This is a genomic window from Winogradskyella costae (assembly GCF_013403865.1).
In the GTDB taxonomy this organism is placed as follows: domain Bacteria; phylum Bacteroidota; class Bacteroidia; order Flavobacteriales; family Flavobacteriaceae; genus Winogradskyella; species Winogradskyella costae.
This window is the reverse complement of record NZ_JABFDK010000003.1, coordinates 138,455-155,585: the sequence shown is the minus strand read 5'-3', so window position 1 is coordinate 155,585 and position 17,131 is coordinate 138,455. Positions and strand designations below refer to the sequence as shown.

Sequence of the window (17,131 nt, the reverse complement as noted above, 5' to 3'; positions counted from 1 at the left end):
TTATTTTGGGTTTAAAATGGTATTAATACGTTCTATTGCGTCTTGATAATGGTACTTAGTCTCTGTATTTATTGATGTTTTGGAAGTTGAATTCAGCATGCGCTTTACAACTTCTAATTCTCCTCTAACTAATGCTCTAACGTCCGACTGATTAACATTAAAATATTGTCTGCTACGATTTGGATCCAAATCTTCCGTCATCAATGCGAACATCGCATCTAAATAAACACGTTGCAAATTACGTCTAAAAATTGAAACATTAGTTCCCGATTTCAATTCTGACCATATACCTATTCTAATATCGCTCAATAATTCTAATGCTGAATAATTTTTAGAATCCAAAGCATTGTGATCTATTAATCGACCTAAGCGTTCAAAATTTAATAAATTATTTAAGTGTCTTGCCTGTAAACTTCTGATACGATCAGTATAACCTGCATAATTAATGTTTTGAAGAATCGATTTATCTATTAACCAGTTTGGTGTTTCAAATGCATTTGTTTGCAGCCAACTTAAGGCTGCTTTCTGATTAGATTTAGAAACAGGATTGTAGACATCACCTTGTTGAGATGGATTTTTAATTTCTTCTACTACTCCACCGACATGAGTTACCACATGACCTACATACCTACTCCAAACACTTAATAATTCTCCATAGAGTTCTTCTAGGTCTTCGTAATTATCGGTTTGATCACTCGTCCAGTTTGGTAAATTTTTAGCAACAATTTTTAAATTATTAAGTCCATATGTACTTGCCTTAATACTATTATTCCCTATATCTTCAGTTTGTGCTGTGGGATCATAACTTCCACGACCTCCGAATTTATAAATAGCATCACCAGATTTTTCTATAATCCAACTATTTAACGTCTCTTTTTCATCATCAGGAGATTTGGTCTCGTCAATATATCTGTAACCAAAATTAATAGCATAGTGATCGTATGGTCCTAACTGTCTTATAAACCTAATATTTTCATCACCGGGTTGTGCTATGTAATTATAACGTGCATAATCCATTATGGTCGCTGCAATGCCATTCTTTTGTGTAAAGTTGCCGTCTCTATAACTTTCTACATCGTAAGCATAACTTGCACTCATATTATGCGGTAAGCCTAAGGTGTGACCAACTTCGTGTGCAATGACCATTTTCATCATTTCACCAATTTCTGCGTCCGGAGTATTTAATGTTCTAGCTAACGGATTTGCAGCTCCCGTTTCTAACATGTAGCGATTACGGTACGAACGTAAATGATTATGGTACCAAATAATATCACTTTCAATAATTTCACCACTTCTAGGATCTGAAACACTTGGTCCTGTTGCGTTTCTTGTTGTACTAGCGACGTATCTTACCACTGAATATCTAATATCTTCTGGACTAAAATCTGGATCCTCTTCAATAGTAGGTGGGTCTTTTGCAATAATTGCATTTTTAAAACCAGCGGCTTCAAAAGCCTTTTGCCAAAGTTCAATACCTTCCTTCATATAAGATCGGAACTTCATTGGAGTCGCAGGATCTAAATAATAAACGATAGGTTTAATAGGTTCTACTAACTCACCTCTATTATAAGCTTCAATATCTTTTGGAACTAATTTCCAACGTCTTAAATACGTTTTTCTATCCGATTTTAATTCTTCACTGCTATAATCATAATTACTCAAAGTAAACCACCCCACGCGTTCATCAAAAAGACGTGGTTGCATTGGTGTTTTTGGTAATAGAATCATCGATTGATTCATTTGTATGCTAATCGTTTCGTCACCAGTATTTACTGGAGGATTAGAAGCATTATAAGTAAAATCTTGAATCACTTCAATATTTTCAGGAAAACTTTTTACGGAATTAATAAAACTTCTTGTCTTGTCTAAATTTTTTACTTTATAAGTTGATCTCAATCGTGATCCTAATCCGCTGATCGCTTTAACGTCTGAGTTATAAAAACTTGTTACATCAATCACTACTGCGGATGAATCTTTAGAAAATGCAGCAATATCAAAAGCATATAATGTAGGCTCGTAATTGTTAGATTTTACAGAGACATTAATAGGTAAACTATCCGAAGCGACAGCACTTGACGATTTTTCCTTTATAAGAATTTTGTTTTTAAAACGTTCCCAATTAATCATTCGTGTATTGGTTTTTGTACCTGCATTTACATAACCTCCACCTAAATTTGAAGGTAGTTTTGCAAAACGGCTCACCAATAACATATCTGTATTGAGGTGCTCCATTGGTATTTCAAAATAGTACTTCTCATCTACCACATGCACATCAAATAGTCCCTTATCTGAAATAGCGTCTTTTGTAATCACTTTGTCATAATCTTTTATTTTACTAGCACTCTTTTTCGGAGCTGGCGTTTTTGACTGTGCTGACTGACTATTTGATTTTTTATCACCTACTGATTGTGCTGTTGCACAAGACAATAAAACGAAGGAACATAATGTAAGTGTTAGAATTTTTCTCATAAATACAAGCTAATGGATTAAAAATATCGCTAAATATAATAATAGAATTTTAGTTTTTTCTTAATTTATTAAAAGCTGTTAAAATCTTCTCTTATTACTTAATTCTAGAGTATTTTTGCACAAAATTTAATGTTATGCCAAAATTATTACCTGTTTTTAGGATTGTAGCTTTGTTAGAAGGTGTTTCATATATCCTATTATTGTTTATAGCAACGCCTGTAAAATACTTATATGAAGACCCTCAGTATGTGAAATTATTAGGTATGCCACATGGTATTTTATTTATGGCTTATGTGGTTATTGCTGTGTTAATCAGTAGCGATATGAAATGGCCAACACGTACACTTTGGATTGTCTTATTCGCTTCTATTATTCCATTTGGAACCTTCTATATTGACAAAAAATACTTAAACAAAAAACGTGCTTAACTTAAGACATACTTTATACGATTTTCTAATAGAAAAAGGGCTATCCGAAGATACGGCGATGTATCTCAATATGCTCGGTCTTCTGCTAGGATTAATACTTATTGCGTTTGTTGTAGACTATATTACGAAACGTTTTCTTTGGAGATTTTCAGCAAGTGTTGCGAAACGGACTAAGACCGATTTTGATAATATATTAATCACCAATAAATTACCGAGAAATATAGCTCATATTATTCCATTGCTAATTCTCATAGAATTTGTGCCTCAGGTGTTTACAGATTTTGAAGTTGCACAAAACATTATTGAAAAAACGCTAAAGGTTATAACCATTGTTTTAACGCTTCAAATTATTAGAAGCTTCCTAAGTTCTATAAAAGATTACTTAAAAACTCTAGATGCTTATAAAGACAAACCTGTTGACAGCTATGTACAGGTCTTTATGATTTTTGCGTGGCTTCTTGGATTCTTTTCTATTCTAGCTATTGTTACAGGGGTTTCATTTATAAAATTCGCAACTACATTAGGTGCTGCTTCTGCGGTAATAATCTTAATTTTTAAAGATACCATTTTAGGCTTTGTTGCCAGTATCCAAGTGTCCATAAATGATATGGTGAGAATTGGTGATTGGATAACATTTGAAAAATATGGTGCTGATGGTGATGTTATTGAAATTAACCTAGCCACTGTAAAGGTTCAGAATTGGGATAAAACGATAACTACCATTCCAACTTATGCTTTAATTTCAGATTCATTTAAGAACTGGAGAGGTATGATGGATTCTGGCGGACGACGTATTAAACGTTCTGTTATTATTAAAACATCCACAATTAATTTTCTTAGTGATGACGATATTGAACGTTTTGGGAAAATTGAATTAATTTCTGAGTATATCAAAACACGAGCTACTGAAATTAAAACTTACAATACGCAACATAATGTAGATAAGTCTATTTTAATTAACGGTAGAAATCTAACCAACTTTGGCGTATTTAGAAAATACCTCCAAACATATATTGAAAATCATTCGGCCATAAATAAGGACATGACTTTAATGGTGCGTCAGTTAGAACCCACCTCACAGGGTATTCCGATGGAAATTTATGCATTTAGCAGTGATCAACGTTGGAAAAACTATGAATATATATTAGGAGATATTTTTGATCATATACTCGCTTCTGTAAAATATTTTGATTTAGAAATTTACGAGCTATCTCTAGGTACTAAAAGTTAAAGTCCAGTATATAGCCTATCTTTAACAAACTCAACTCTAGTTTTTCCGTGTGGTGCAGGTTTACCGTCGGCTCCTAAATTAACCATTACAATGTTATCGACTGTTAATATGGTTTCTCTAGTCATTTTGTTTCGGGCTTCGCATTTTAAGGTTAGCGATGATTTACCAAATTTAATTACCTCAATGCCTAGTTCAACGATATCTCCCTGTACGGCAGAACTCATAAAATTAATTTCGGATATAAACTTGGTGACAATTTTAGAATTTTCAAATTGAATTATGGTATAAAGCGCAGCTTCTTCATCAATCCATGCTAAAAGTTGTCCTCCGAATAACGAGCCATTAGGGTTTAAATCTTCCGGTTTTACCCATTTTCTTGTGTGAAATCTCATATGTTTTTTTGTTATTAACCACTAAGTCTCTGACCTAAGGTTTATTATTATAAAAGTTTTTGTTGTGTAACTATAGTGTCGTTCGGGATTTTTAAATTCGTTCCCAATTCAGCATTTAATTGTTTTATAAAATAAGTAGATAGTAAAGGTGATTCTTTTTCAATATTCTGATGCACAAAAAAGTCAATTTCTTCTACACCATTAGCTTTCCATAATTTTAATCGATCTACCCATTCGTCTAATCTTTCGTAATCACTTTGATGATTAGCTCCGACATAACGCACAAAAGCCCTAGAATTAGTTAAACGCATATGCATTATGTCGCGTCTACCAGCACTGTCTACTATGATATTTGAAATGTTGTTTTCTTCTAAAAGTTGATATAAGTCTTCAGCTATAGCCTTATCGTTGTACCAGTCCGTGTGCCTAAACTCAATGGCTAAAGGTATTTCCTTTGGCCAGCTTTGCGCAAAATTTACAACACGATCAAAATCTTTTGGTGCAAAATTATTGTGCATTTGGAGAAAAACACAACCGAGCTTCTCTCTTAAGTTTATAGCACTATATAGGTAGTTGTCAACTATTGGTGTAATATCTTCACTTAAGCGTTTCCAATGACTAATCTCTTGATTAATTTTTGGAAAAAATCTAAAATTAGGAGGTGTTTTATCATACCATTTTGAAAACTGTTCGGGAGGAAATATCCTATAAAACGTAGCATTTAATTCTATAGAATTAAACTGACGTGAGTAGTATTCTAATTCGTCTTTAGTGCCTCTAGGGTAAAAGCCCTTTAAATCTGCTCTATTCCATTTCGCACAGCCAACAAAAACATTGAAATTCTCTGACGTTTTTTTTTGTAATACTTTTAAAGTATCCGAGTGATCCTTTGGTAAAGTGAAATCTATATCTCCAGGGTTATCTACACGTCCGAACTTCATAACTCAATATTTTACTCAAAGATAAAATTTAGAACGCAGTATTCGGTTGTGGTTCTATAAGATTTAGCAATATTAGAATACAAAATGTTAATAAGACCGTTAACAACATAATAGCTATACAAATAGACCTATTTCCTATTTCATTAATTTTAATTCAGAATTAATCCTTAAATCAAATAGATTATGACTACAAGATTTAATAACCTACTTTCCATAAGGCCCGAAATTTTATCTGCTAAAATACACCATGGCACAAGTGCAGATGAAGCTTTTCAGAATAAAACGTTACGACCTATAATTAAGTTGCAGCACGACTTGCTTATAGCAGTTTTTAAAAATTATATTGTAAAACACAAAAATGTTTTCTATGATTTATCGTTGGAAAAACAAATAAACTATATCTCTAACTCCATCCAAAAAGATATTAAATTTAGAAACGCTTTAAAAGGGATGATTATTGGTCAGTTTACTGTTGAAGAATATGAAATTTATATTCAAAATTCATCGGCTTTAAACAAACGCATGATGGCTATTGTAAAAGAACGTTTAATTCAAAGTATTCAAATATTTACACCTACTGAAATTAATCAGGAAGTTTAGCTTCAATCTAAATGAACATAAAAACGCAACTATTAGAGCTTTGTACGCAATATGCAGATAAACGCATATTAGGATACAAAAATGAAATTGAATTAATTAAAGAGTCCATTGAAAACAATGACAAAGTTAGCAACGAAGAAGATGATTCTGGAAATTCTAAATTATTAGATGATTTAGAAAAGAATATGAATTATCTAAGTGATGCCAATAAAATGCGAGAACAATTAAAACTAGTTCGCCCTAATTTAGTGTCTGATAATGTCGTTTTAGGAAGCTTGGTAAAAACGGATAGCATCACGTTTTATATAGCCTTAAGCTTAGGAAAAGTTGAAGTGGAAGATTCTGAATATTACATTATTTCTTTGGCCTCACCGTTAGGACAACTTCTTAAAAATCGTCAAAAGGGAGATCAATTTAAATTTAACGAGAAAAGTTACGAAATTAAAGCTGTGCTATAATAATGATTCACCATTTAGATTTGTTGTGAGCACATCACTCATGTAATTAAAAAATGGTCTAACATTTTTAAAAGTAAGATTGACATCAATAAGGAAATCACCTGCTAGGACTTCTTTATCCGTATATTTTTTAACGAAGATAAATTGCTTTCTTCTAATTAAGTCTATTGCTTCATGTTCTTTATTAAAGCCTTTTGGTGCGGTTTTCAGCTCGTCTCCTGTAAAATCGCCCCAAGAATCTTTAAATGTTTTATCTTTTAAAATAGCGCGCATTTCACTGTCATCCATTTCAAACTCCTTTCTAATTCGCAATAAGTCCTCTTTACTCGGGTCCCAAAAACCTGCAGCAATGAAAGATTCGTTATTAGGTTGTATGTGCACATAATAACCGCCCCTTAATCCTGGTTTCACTCTAGAAAACGACGCACCAAAGTGTGTTTTATATGGTAATTTATTTTTAGAAAAGCGCACGTCTCTATAGATTCTAAAGATTTTGATTTTCTCAATCTGATCGTGTGTATTCAATAATTCGCCTAAATAATTGTAGACTTCTTTTATCTTGGCTTCTATAGTTTTAAACTCTATTTTGTGCTCATTGAACCAATCGCGATCATTGTTTTTCTCTAGTTTATTAAAAAAAGTAAAGGTTTCTTTAGGGATAGAATGGCTCATGGAAAATATATTTTTATAAAAATATAAAAAGCCATCTAAACGATGGCTCTTTACTTTACTATTAAAATGTTAATTCTTAGTTGTCATCTACTGCGTCTTCAACATCATCAGCAGCATCATCAATTGCATCCCCAGCATCATCAACCGCATCTTCTATTTTATCACCTGTAGATTTTTGTTCTCTACAGCTCGTTGTCATTAAACTTAAACTAAATAAGGCTATAAATAAATAACTGAATTTTTTCATTGTTTTTTGGTTTTTATGGTTTTGTATATCACAAATATCGTTATGATAAAGAGATACTATTGGCTCTTATACTAAGAGTTTTAACTCAATTAAAAATAGAACCTCTTCGTTGAGCTACGATCATTACTCAGAGGTTGAAGCGTTCTGATTTTTAGATCCGATATCTAATTTATTATCAAATTGTACTGTTCTAATAGGAAAAGGAATATTAATTCCCTCGGCATCATAGGCTTTTTTAATTTCTATAATAGCCCTTGTTTTTGCTCTCAATTTCTCGAGAATACTATCTGCATCGATCCAAAATCGACATAAATAATTAATGGAACTATCTCCAAATTCGGTATAGTAAAATTCAACATCTTCGGGTGATTTCACCTGATCGAAGGTCTTAGAAATAACCGATTTAGTAAGCTCTTGTACTTTTTCTAAATCAGACTCATACCCCACTCCACATTCTAGAAAAATTCTCATTTTAGTGGTAAGCGAATAATTTTTCATGGGATTATCTAAAATTGTCTTATTTGGAATTATCACAATATTATTATCTGCTTCTTTTAGGGTAAAATCTTTAAGATTAATATCGATGACTTCTCCCGCAAATCCGGTCGTCTCCACCCAATTTCCAATTTGAATTTTCTTTCTAAAAGATAACACAAGTCCGGCAAATGTATTAGCTATAGTTCCTTGTAATGCCAAACCAATTGCTAAACCTACAACCCCTGCACCTGCTAATAATGATGTCAGCGCTTTTCCTAAATTTAAAACCCCTAAAGCTATAAATAATCCAAAAACAACAACTAATACAGCTACTACTCTAGCCATAGCATTTTTTATAGAATCTTGCTCTATACGATTAGAAACAACCCTTCTAACGAGTCGGCTGACGTATTTTGCCGCAAAATACGAAGCGATCATTACTAAAACTGCTAAAATAAAATTTGGTATATTTTCTATTATCGCATTAAACCAACCGATTAATTTATCTACTAAATTTTCTAATGCTGTATTGAATTGCTCCGTCATATAAGTATTGAATTATTTATCTTCCTCTGCAAATATCACTAAGATAGTAAGATAAGATTGGCTATTATCCGATAAGTTTTAACGCTAATCAGTATCCACTAATCTATAAATACAAGCTTTTATCTATAGAAATATGATCTTTTCTAGCTAAAAGCAAATACCTATTAATCGTTAGAATACAAATCACTTTTTAATGACCTTTAAAGAAATAAATACCAAAAGCGTTAACGACCTAAATTATAAAATATAGCTTGGTTAATAATTGTTTCCGAATAAACTTGTGAGTTCGTATAATATTTACTATTATGCACAACTTTTAAAACAGACATTATATTTATGGGTAGACCAGCAACAAGACCAACAGCACTAAAGGACGGTTTCTATATTGAGATTAGAAACAAAGGCTCAAAATCAGGCGTAAAACTTTACAGTGGTACTAAATTACAGATGCATCGTGCTATAAAAATGTACGAACGCTCTAAAGAAGTTATCATTTTAGGTGAGTCTGTCAATGGAAAATTTGTAGACAAAGAGCCTAAAGTGCACGTAGCAGATTAAATATTAGAGTTTGTTTATTCGTTAAGCTCTTTTAGAAATTAACACTTTATTATTTAATTTTACATTGAAAAGTGACTAAATATCAATTTTGTATTTTTCCATGTAATGAAATAGAAGGTAAAACTCTTTATTTATGAATTCTTAAATTTTTGAATTTAAATAGCAGCGTGTTATTAATTCATTATAAGAAATTATAACCAACCAAGTTGTTAAAAGGTATTAATTCATAGAATTAATACCTTTTTTTTATTCAAAATTTACAGAATGCAAAATTAGCCCTGAGGCCGGTGCAATGTAATCCATCACTTCCGTACTTTCCATTTTCAAAGTATCTTCTATATAATCTAAAGTAACGTCTCCTCTTCCCAATTTAATTAAGCAGCCAACCATTAATCGGATTTGGTTTCGCATAAAACCTTTACCTACGACTTTTAATACATAAGATTTCTCAGGGAAAAAATTGGCTGTATATATATCGTTGTCTACAATTTCTGAATATTCTATTGTCCTTATATATTGTCCTTTATCTGTAGCGCGATAGCAATAGGTTTTAAAATTATGATGGCCTTCAAATAATTTAGCACCTTGTTTCATTAAATCAACATTAAGCGGCTCAAGAATTGTAGTTAAAATTGGTGCACAAAATGGGTGGTTTTTTTGACCTTCTGAAAATACATAATGGTATTCCTTTAATTTGGAGTCTTGAATAATATTAAATTGCTTATCAACTTCTTCAATAGATAAAGCTCTAATATCTTGAGGCAAATTAAGATTGAATAAATCCAAAAATGCATCGAAATCTTGAAGTGGCTCGTTATATACAAATAACTCTAAAGCGGCTTCATTTGCAGACACCATGGCATCTGTTCTGCCAGCACCTAAAGTTTTAAACCGCGTATCTTGAAAAATAAATTTTAAAGTACGATCTATCATTAGGTGTACCGTTTTAACATCAGGTTGCTTTTGCCAACCATGAAAACGATAACCTAAATATTGAATTTTTATAAGATAATAGTAGCGTTTATCAAACATAATGACAAGAACGTAATTTTATTGACGATTCCAAAAGCAATGCTTATATTTATGATTATTATAATCATATGAGATGTAATTTAATCGTATTATTCATTTTCTTTAGCTTAATGAATTGCGAAAAGGAAAAGGTTAAAATAAAAAAAGGTCAAATTGAAATTGAAGAGTTATACATCAAATATAAACCTGAAGAATTCAACCTTAATCGAAGTTATATCATAGAATCCATTGACGACTCTGAAATTTATAATTATAAGCGCCTAACAGATTCTAATTTTAAACTACCTTTTGGACCTTACAAATTGGTTTATTCTACATTTTACAAACAAGAAAACAACATTGACTTTACAATAAATAGTAAAAATACTAAAGTCATTTTTTATCAAGATTCATTAGATTATTCTTTAATTAAAGACACCAAATGTTGTTTGCTTGTCGATGCATTAAAAGAAAATGAAATACTTAATCTTTACACAAATAGCTCTGGCTGTTTCTTATCTTATATTACAAAATTAGAATTATATAAAAAAGAATCTGAATATTACATCAACACAAATTATCACAAGAATAAAAAACTGAATGCCAATCAAGTTAGACGTTTACGCGAGTTTGAATTTGAAGTTTACAACCTAGACTTAAGCGACTATTATTGTACTAATACTGAAAATTATTTATTTTTAAATTCAACTAGTAATGAGTTTGTAAGTGCCAACAATGGTTCTTGTCGTTACTATGGTTATCATTATTTAATGAAAAGCTTAGAAGAATAAATCCTATGAAATATCCGTTTGATCCTTTAATTAAACACCATGTGATAATTAGTTTACTATTGGCAATTTGGGTATTTGTATTTTTATACTTCACAGAACCGCTCGACGTCAATCAATTGTCTACTAATGAAAAACTTATTTACTTACCTGGCTACGGTTTAGTTGCCGGCTTTTGTTATTTGCTCTTTTTACCATTTCAAACCTATTTATATCAGAGGTTGAAAAAGCAATGGATGGTTTTAAGCGAACTTGTTTTTATACTCACCTTTTCAATAGTATCTATCCTAATTGCACGCTGTTATTATTTATATATAGTGGTAGCTAATGAACCTAACCCCTACACTTTAGGATATATGCTTACTGCAATTTTACTACCTGCAGTAGCTACAATTTTGCCAATTATATTAATTGGACGTTTTAGTTTCGGAAAATATTATGAAAAGCAAATAGACGATCAAAAAATTGAAATTAAAGGAGAAGGTAATTATGAAGGATTACGTTTACAATTAAATGACGTGATTAGCATTCAATCGTCAGACAATTATATTGAAGTTTTTCACCTCTCAGGCCCTAGCTTAAAGAAAACATTAATTAGAAATAAGCTATCAGTTATTGCAGAGGAATTTCCAGAATTACTTCGTGCACATCGCTCTTATCTTATTAATCCTTTTCATTTTCAACGTTGGAAAACTGAAAATGGAAAGCTTTTGGTAATCCTTAATCATCATGTAGAGGTACCCATTTCCAAAACGTATAAGACTCATATAAAAACGATGATTAATTCCACCACAAACTAAGGTCATTTCACCCCAAACACCTATTAATACTGTATTAATAGCATTTTCAAATGTAAGTTTGCTTCAAGAAAGTTTAACACTAAAACGCATTAACTATGAGAACGCTATTCACTTTAATCATCGTATTATTTATTTCAACATTAAATGGAAACGCTCAAGAAGCTCAAAAAGAAATCTTAATTGTAGGCACCATGCATACGGTTCCAAATATTGTAAAGAACAGTTACAAACCCATGTTAAGACGTGCTAAAAAATATAATCCTACAGCAATCTATGTTGAAAGTCCACGTAGTAATGACTCCTTGAGTTGGGACTACTTAAAAGAAGGTTGGTCTAAAAACTACAAAGCCTTTTATTATTTGTCAGATTCTATTCAACAGGTTTTTACTCCAAATATTGAAAAATACAATGCTATTTTAGAAAAATCATTTTCCGACATGACTTCTGAAGATTTAGATTTTATGATTACATCTTTTGCTTACCATAGAGATAATGCCAATCATGAATTCTACACTTATATTAAAAAGTATGGAATAGATGGCTCTAAAAAACCAACACGACATGAAGACGGAGACTTAACTTTTAAACTCGCTTTAAATAAAGAGATAAAACGACTAACTTCAATGGACGACCAACAAACCAATGGTGAATATCATGATGCTTGGTCTAAATGCAGCAAAGAAGGACAGGCAAACCGTAATAATGCTATTAATGTTAAACTAAATAAGAAGGCTTACAATTCTGCTATTATTCCTGCTATTTTTAGAGGATTAGGAAAACATACCAATAAAATAAAATCCTTAGAGCAATTACATAAATCGAGTTCTTTTACATACGTTGCAGTGCAAACTGAAGGTTGTACTGAAGGTGAACGTTATTGGAATGAACGCAATATGCGAATGGCAAAAAACATAGGAGAACAAGTCGTGTCATCAGATTCAGAACGGAATATTGTTATTGTTGGAGCCTCTCATGTTATAGGATTACAAAAAGAATTACAAGCTAATTATCCTGAATTAAAAATTGTGCTTGCTGGTGAATAAACTTTCTTAAATATTACCGCATAAACAAAACAGCCATAATTTTACAATTATGGCTGTTTCTAATAATAGTAGTTTTTTTTTTTACAGATATAAGAATTATCTAATTATTAATTTTTCAATTCGTCTTTCAGTAGTAGAATTGCTTAATTTTACAATATACACTCCAGAACTCAATTGACTCAAATCAATTGATTGCTTCTTATGGCTAGAATTTGAAACATTTTTTTAAACAAGCCGACCATTCACATCGAATAATTTAGCTTCAGTATTATTTTTTAATTGACCGTAATATCCTCAATCTATACCTTCAGTTGTATTACTATTAAAAAAGAAATCTGTAATTAATTCAAATCCTCCTGAAGCTGCCACACCGAACTTCTTAAGATACTCTTCCCTGAAGTACTGACACTACATCGTTAATTTTAAAACCTTTAGCTTGCAATAACATTAGGTAGTGAAATAATAAATCTGCACTTTCTTCTAAAAATAGGTGATCATTATCGTCTTTTGCTTCAATAACAACTTCTACAGCCTCTTCCCCTACTTTTTGAGCGATCTTATTAATCCCCTTTGCAAATAAAGATGCAACATAAGATTTTTCTGAATCAGCAGCATTTATACGAGATTCAATGGTGCTCTCTAATTCAGAAATAAAACCATAAGATGCTACATTATCTTGGTTCCAACACGTATCAGTTCCTTTATGACATGTTGGGCCTTTAGGGTTTACTTTTATTAATAAAGAATCACTATCGCAATCTAATTTAATATCTACTAAATTTAAAACATTCCCGCTTTCTTCTCCTTTAGTCCAAAGACGTTGCTTTGTTCTACTAAAAAAAGTAACTAAGTTAGACTCTAATGTTTTTTTGAGCGCTTCAGCATTCATGTAACCTAACATTAATACTTTTTCTGTACTATTATCTTGAATAACAGCAGGCACTAATCCGTCTGGATTTTTATTGAAATCTACGTTCATAATATATTTATTTAGTCTCATCGACTATTTTATTCGGGTGATTATAAGATGTTTTTGCTATAGTCTTACAGGTATGCCCTTTATTCTTAACTCTTCTTTTAATTCTAATATTGGAATTTCGCCAAAGTGAAATACACTAGCAGCCAATGCAGCATCTGCTTTTCCGTCTTTAAAAGTATCTACAAAATGTTGAATAGTTCCGGCACCACCAGAAGCTATAATCGGAATATTTACTAAATCTGACAATTTAGACAAGGCTTCATTTGCAAAACCAGCTTTGGTACCATCATGATTCATAGATGTAAATAAAATTTCGCCTGCTCCACGTTGCTCGACTTCTTTCGCCCAATCGAATAAATTTAATGCAGTTGGAATAGTTCCTCCCGCTAAATGTACAAGCCACTCCCCATCAACTTCTTTAGCATCAATAGCAACAACTACACATTGACTTCCAAATTTATCCGAAAGTTCATTAATTAATTCTGGTCGTTTTACCGCCGAAGAATTAATAGAGACTTTATCTGCACCACAGTGTAATAAATCGTCAACATCTTCTACAGACGAAATTCCACCACCTACTGTAAATGGAATATTGACTTGTTCCGCCACTTTCAAAACCATATCGTGCATGGTTTTACGATTTTCTAAGGTGGCAGCGATGTCTAAGAACACCAATTCATCTGCTCCTAAATCGGCATATTGCTTTGCTAATACTACAGGGTCCCCAGCATCTCTTAAATCTACAAAGTTGACACCTTTTACAGTTCTTCCGTTTTTAATATCTAAACAAGGGACTATTCGTTTTGTTAACATACTTTGGCTTTTAGGAATTAGCCTTTAGACATTAGCCAAAAGCTAACGGCAAAGGTCTAATTGCTATTTTATATAAATCGTTCCAATTCCTTTAAACTTATTCTGTTCTCATAAATGGCTTTCCCAATGATAACACCTTCACAGCCGATGTCTTTTAACAATTCTAAATCATTAATCCCTGAGACTCCTCCAGAAGCTATAAGACTTATAGATTGAGCACCGCTACTGTTACTGCAAGCATCAATAATATTTTTATAGAGTTCAATTGAAGGTCCTTCAAGCATGCCATCTTTTGAAATATCTGTACAAATAACGTACTTAATCTGTTTTCTTTGATAGTCTTTTATAAACGAAATAACTTCTTCTTTACTATTATCTTGCCAACCGTTTATGGCTATTTTACCATCGTTGCTGTCGGCTCCTAAAATGATTTTCTGTGGTCCATATTTAGATAACCATCCTTCAAATGTTTCACGGTCACTAACCGCAATACTGCCACCTGTAATTTGTCTTGCACCAGAATTAAAAGCGATATTTAGGTCTTGGTTGGATTTTAAACCACCTCCAAAATCAATCTTTAATTTTGTTTTTGATGCAATAAGTTCTAATACTTTATAATTAACAATATGCTTTGCTTTAGCACCATCCAAATCGACTAAGTGTAAATATTCAATACCTGAATCTTCAAATGCTTTTGCTACTTCAAGTGGGTTTTCGTTATATATTTTTTTAGTGTCGTAATCTCCTTTGGTTAAACGCACACATTTTCCGTCAATAATATCTATAGCTGGTATAATTCTCATGTATTTGGCTTTTAACCTTTAGTTTCTAGTCATTAGCCGAAGACTAATAGATAAAAACGAAAAGTTATTTTTATAATTTTAAAAAATTCTTTAATAATTGTTCTCCTGCTTTACTACTCTTTTCTGGATGAAATTGTACACCAAAAAAGTTGTCATTCTCTAATGCAGAAGCATATTCTAATTCATAATCTGATGTTGCAATAGATTCACCACATTGCTCAGCGTAATAACTATGCACAAGATACATGTATTCCTTTTCATTAATAGCTTTAAACAAATCGGATTTAAGATTAGAGATAGTATTCCACCCCATTTGAGGCACTTTTACATGATTAGAAAATCGCTTGACATTCACATCAAAAATCCCTAAACCCTGTGTATCACCTTCTTCAGAGTGCTTACACATTAATTGCATGCCTAAACAAATCCCTAAAACAGGTTGTTTTAACGTTGGAATTAATTGATCTAACCCACTTTGTCTTAATTTAATCATGGCAGAACTTGCTTCACCAACTCCAGGGAAAATCACTTTATCTGATGTTCTAATTTCTTCTGGATTATCGGTTAAAATTGCATCATAGCCTAAACGTTGAAAAGCAAATTGTATGCTTTTAATGTTTCCTGCTCCGTAATTTACTATTGATAGTTTCATTTTTCTGCTTTTAGCTTTTGGCTTTTGGCTATTAGTAAATGGCTAACAGCTAAAGGCTTTACAGCATTCCTTTTGTTGATGGTAAAATCATTTTTTCTACATCTTGCTTTACCGCCATTTTAATCGCTTTAGCAAAGGCTTTAAAAATGGCTTCAATTTTATGATGTTCGTTATTACCTTCTACTTTAATATTTAGGTTACACTTTGCGCCGTCTGTAAACGATTTAAAAAAGTGAAAAAACATTTCTGTTGGCATTTTACCAATCATTTCACGTTTAAATTCAGCCTCCCAAACAAGCCAATTACGACCGCCAAAATCAATACCAACTTGTGCTAAACAATCGTCCATAGGTAAAGAGAATCCGTAACGTTCAATACCTAATTTATTACCTAAAGTTGTCGCAAACAATTCACCTAAAGCAATAGCTGTATCTTCAATAGTGTGGTGTTCATCAACTTCTAAATCCCCATCAACTTTAATATTTAAATCGAGTTGACCATGACGAGAAATCTGATCGAGCATATGATCGAAAAATGCAATTCCGGTATCAATATTACTTTTCCCTGTGCCATCAAGATTTAAATCGATCTTAATTTTAGTTTCATTGGTATTTCTTTCAATACTTCCCACGCGTTCTGTAGTTTTGAGAAACTTATAAATCACTTCCCAATCGTTTGTTTCTAAAGCTATAAATTCTTCCAAATCCTTATTGCTAACGGTAACTTCATCAGTTCCTAAATTGGTATTATCATTAATAAAAATCCCCTTAGCTCCAAGGTTTTTCGCTAATTCAACATCTGTAAGTCTATCTCCAATAACAAATGAATTCTTTAGATCATAAGGTTCCGAAAAATACTTGGTTAATAAACCTGTATTTGGTTTTCGTGTAGGCGCATTGTCTTTTGCAAACGTTCGATCCATAAATTGTTCTTTAAAAACAACACCTTCCCCTTCAAAAGTTTTTAGAATGAAATTATGAACGGGCCAAAACGTATTTTCAGGATATACATCGGTCCCCAAACCATCTTGGTTGGTAATCATTACGATTTCGAAATTCAATTCTTTAGCTATTTTGCTTAAATATTGAAATACTTTTGGATAGAATTCTAATTTTTCGAACCCATCAATTTGTTCGTCTGCAGGTTCTTTAATTAAAGTTCCGTCTCTGTCTATGAATAATACTGGTTTCATATGTTACTTTCATTCCTGCATTGGCAGAAAT

Annotated in this window: 20 protein-coding genes and 1 pseudogene; 8 read left to right on the top strand and 13 right to left on the bottom strand. The window is 32.0% G+C overall.

Annotated features, from left to right (window positions below):
• Positions 1-2,469 (bottom strand): zinc-dependent metalloprotease, encoded by a 2,469-nt coding sequence (locus HM986_RS09500; RefSeq protein WP_179334853.1) that lies wholly within the window; start codon positions 2,467-2,469, stop codon positions 1-3.
• Between the two features lie 134 nt (positions 2,470-2,603).
• Between HM986_RS09500 and HM986_RS09495 the strand changes: the two genes are divergently transcribed.
• Both HM986_RS09495 and HM986_RS09490 read left to right on the top strand, forming a co-directional pair.
• Complete coding sequence (locus HM986_RS09495) at positions 2,604-2,897, top strand: DUF3817 domain-containing protein (RefSeq protein ID WP_179334852.1); 294 nt, start codon at positions 2,604-2,606, stop codon at positions 2,895-2,897.
• Positions 2,890-4,128, top strand: coding sequence for a mechanosensitive ion channel family protein (locus tag HM986_RS09490; protein WP_179334851.1), 1,239 nt, complete (start codon positions 2,890-2,892; stop codon positions 4,126-4,128). The genes HM986_RS09495 and HM986_RS09490 overlap by 8 nt, the downstream gene beginning before the upstream one ends.
• Here HM986_RS09490 and HM986_RS09485 read toward each other — a convergent pair.
• Positions 4,125-4,520, bottom strand: a complete 396-nt coding sequence (locus tag HM986_RS09485; protein ID WP_179334850.1) for an acyl-CoA thioesterase — start codon at positions 4,518-4,520, stop codon at positions 4,125-4,127. The genes HM986_RS09490 and HM986_RS09485 overlap by 4 nt on opposite strands.
• Positions 4,521-4,567: 47 nt before the next feature.
• On the bottom strand, positions 4,568-5,461 hold the full coding sequence (locus HM986_RS09480) for a DUF72 domain-containing protein (RefSeq protein ID WP_179334849.1): 894 nt from the start codon (positions 5,459-5,461) through the stop codon (positions 4,568-4,570).
• A 183-nt stretch (positions 5,462-5,644) separates the two neighbouring features.
• Between HM986_RS09480 and HM986_RS09475 the strand changes: the two genes are divergently transcribed.
• Positions 5,645-6,061, top strand: coding sequence for a glyoxalase (locus HM986_RS09475; RefSeq protein ID WP_179334848.1), 417 nt, complete (start codon positions 5,645-5,647; stop codon positions 6,059-6,061).
• An 11-nt stretch (positions 6,062-6,072) separates the two neighbouring features.
• Positions 6,073-6,519, top strand: a complete 447-nt coding sequence (locus HM986_RS09470; RefSeq protein ID WP_179334847.1) for a hypothetical protein — start codon at positions 6,073-6,075, stop codon at positions 6,517-6,519.
• Here HM986_RS09470 and HM986_RS09465 read toward each other — a convergent pair.
• The 3 genes from HM986_RS09465 to HM986_RS09455 form a co-directional block, all read right to left on the bottom strand.
• A complete protein-coding gene (locus HM986_RS09465; RefSeq protein WP_179334846.1) occupies positions 6,514-7,191 on the bottom strand; it encodes a DUF2461 domain-containing protein in 678 nt (225 codons plus the stop codon). The two genes, HM986_RS09470 and HM986_RS09465, sit on opposite strands and share 6 nt — an antisense overlap.
• Before the next feature lie 76 nt (positions 7,192-7,267).
• Positions 7,268-7,438, bottom strand: coding sequence for a hypothetical protein (locus tag HM986_RS09460; protein WP_179334845.1), 171 nt, complete (start codon positions 7,436-7,438; stop codon positions 7,268-7,270).
• Positions 7,439-7,561: 123 nt separating this feature from the next.
• A complete protein-coding gene (locus HM986_RS09455) occupies positions 7,562-8,461 on the bottom strand; it encodes a mechanosensitive ion channel family protein (RefSeq protein ID WP_179334844.1) in 900 nt (299 codons plus the stop codon).
• Positions 8,462-8,797: 336 nt separating this feature from the next.
• Here HM986_RS09455 and HM986_RS09450 point away from each other — a divergent pair, with 336 nt between their 5' ends.
• Positions 8,798-9,019, top strand: coding sequence for a hypothetical protein (locus HM986_RS09450; protein ID WP_115808801.1), 222 nt, complete (start codon positions 8,798-8,800; stop codon positions 9,017-9,019).
• Between the two features lie 246 nt (positions 9,020-9,265).
• On the opposite strand, the gene truA is transcribed toward HM986_RS09450, so the two are convergent.
• On the bottom strand, positions 9,266-10,051 hold the full coding sequence (gene truA / locus HM986_RS09445) for a tRNA pseudouridine(38-40) synthase TruA (protein WP_179334843.1): 786 nt from the start codon (positions 10,049-10,051) through the stop codon (positions 9,266-9,268).
• A gap of 110 nt (positions 10,052-10,161) precedes the next feature.
• On the opposite strand from truA, the gene HM986_RS09440 reads away from it, so the two are divergent.
• The 3 genes from HM986_RS09440 to HM986_RS09430 all read left to right on the top strand — a co-directional run bounded on the left by HM986_RS09440 (position 10,162) and on the right by HM986_RS09430 (position 12,661).
• Entirely contained in the window at positions 10,162-10,821 is a 660-nt protein-coding gene (locus HM986_RS09440) for a hypothetical protein (RefSeq protein WP_179334842.1), read from the top strand.
• Positions 10,822-10,826: 5 nt separating this feature from the next.
• Positions 10,827-11,618, top strand: coding sequence for a LytTR family DNA-binding domain-containing protein (locus tag HM986_RS09435; protein WP_179319885.1), 792 nt, complete (start codon positions 10,827-10,829; stop codon positions 11,616-11,618).
• Positions 11,619-11,713: 95 nt separating this feature from the next.
• Positions 11,714-12,661 (top strand): DUF5694 domain-containing protein, encoded by a 948-nt coding sequence (locus tag HM986_RS09430; protein ID WP_179334841.1) that lies wholly within the window; start codon positions 11,714-11,716, stop codon positions 12,659-12,661.
• Between the two features lie 96 nt (positions 12,662-12,757).
• Here the strand turns inward: HM986_RS09430 and HM986_RS17880 are convergent.
• The 6 genes and pseudogenes from HM986_RS17880 to hisB form a co-directional block, all read right to left on the bottom strand.
• Positions 12,758-12,868 (bottom strand): annotated as a pseudogene (locus tag HM986_RS17880) (T9SS type A sorting domain-containing protein); the annotation flags it as partial.
• 172 nt (positions 12,869-13,040) lie between these two features.
• Positions 13,041-13,640, bottom strand: a complete 600-nt coding sequence (hisIE, locus tag HM986_RS09420; RefSeq protein WP_179334840.1) for a bifunctional phosphoribosyl-AMP cyclohydrolase/phosphoribosyl-ATP diphosphatase HisIE — start codon at positions 13,638-13,640, stop codon at positions 13,041-13,043.
• Positions 13,641-13,697: 57 nt separating this feature from the next.
• Positions 13,698-14,453 carry an imidazole glycerol phosphate synthase subunit HisF gene (hisF, locus tag HM986_RS09415; protein WP_179334839.1) on the bottom strand — a complete coding sequence of 252 codons (756 nt, stop codon included), beginning with the start codon at positions 14,451-14,453 and terminating at the stop codon, positions 13,698-13,700.
• A 68-nt stretch (positions 14,454-14,521) separates the two neighbouring features.
• Positions 14,522-15,256 (bottom strand): 1-(5-phosphoribosyl)-5-[(5-phosphoribosylamino)methylideneamino]imidazole-4-carboxamide isomerase, encoded by a 735-nt coding sequence (hisA, locus tag HM986_RS09410; RefSeq protein WP_179334838.1) that lies wholly within the window; start codon positions 15,254-15,256, stop codon positions 14,522-14,524.
• A 70-nt stretch (positions 15,257-15,326) separates the two neighbouring features.
• Positions 15,327-15,908 (bottom strand): imidazole glycerol phosphate synthase subunit HisH, encoded by a 582-nt coding sequence (gene hisH, locus HM986_RS09405; protein ID WP_179334837.1) that lies wholly within the window; start codon positions 15,906-15,908, stop codon positions 15,327-15,329.
• A 58-nt stretch (positions 15,909-15,966) separates the two neighbouring features.
• On the bottom strand, positions 15,967-17,100 hold the full coding sequence (gene hisB / locus HM986_RS09400; RefSeq protein WP_179334836.1) for a bifunctional histidinol-phosphatase/imidazoleglycerol-phosphate dehydratase HisB: 1,134 nt from the start codon (positions 17,098-17,100) through the stop codon (positions 15,967-15,969).
• Positions 17,101-17,131 lie beyond the last annotated feature (31 nt).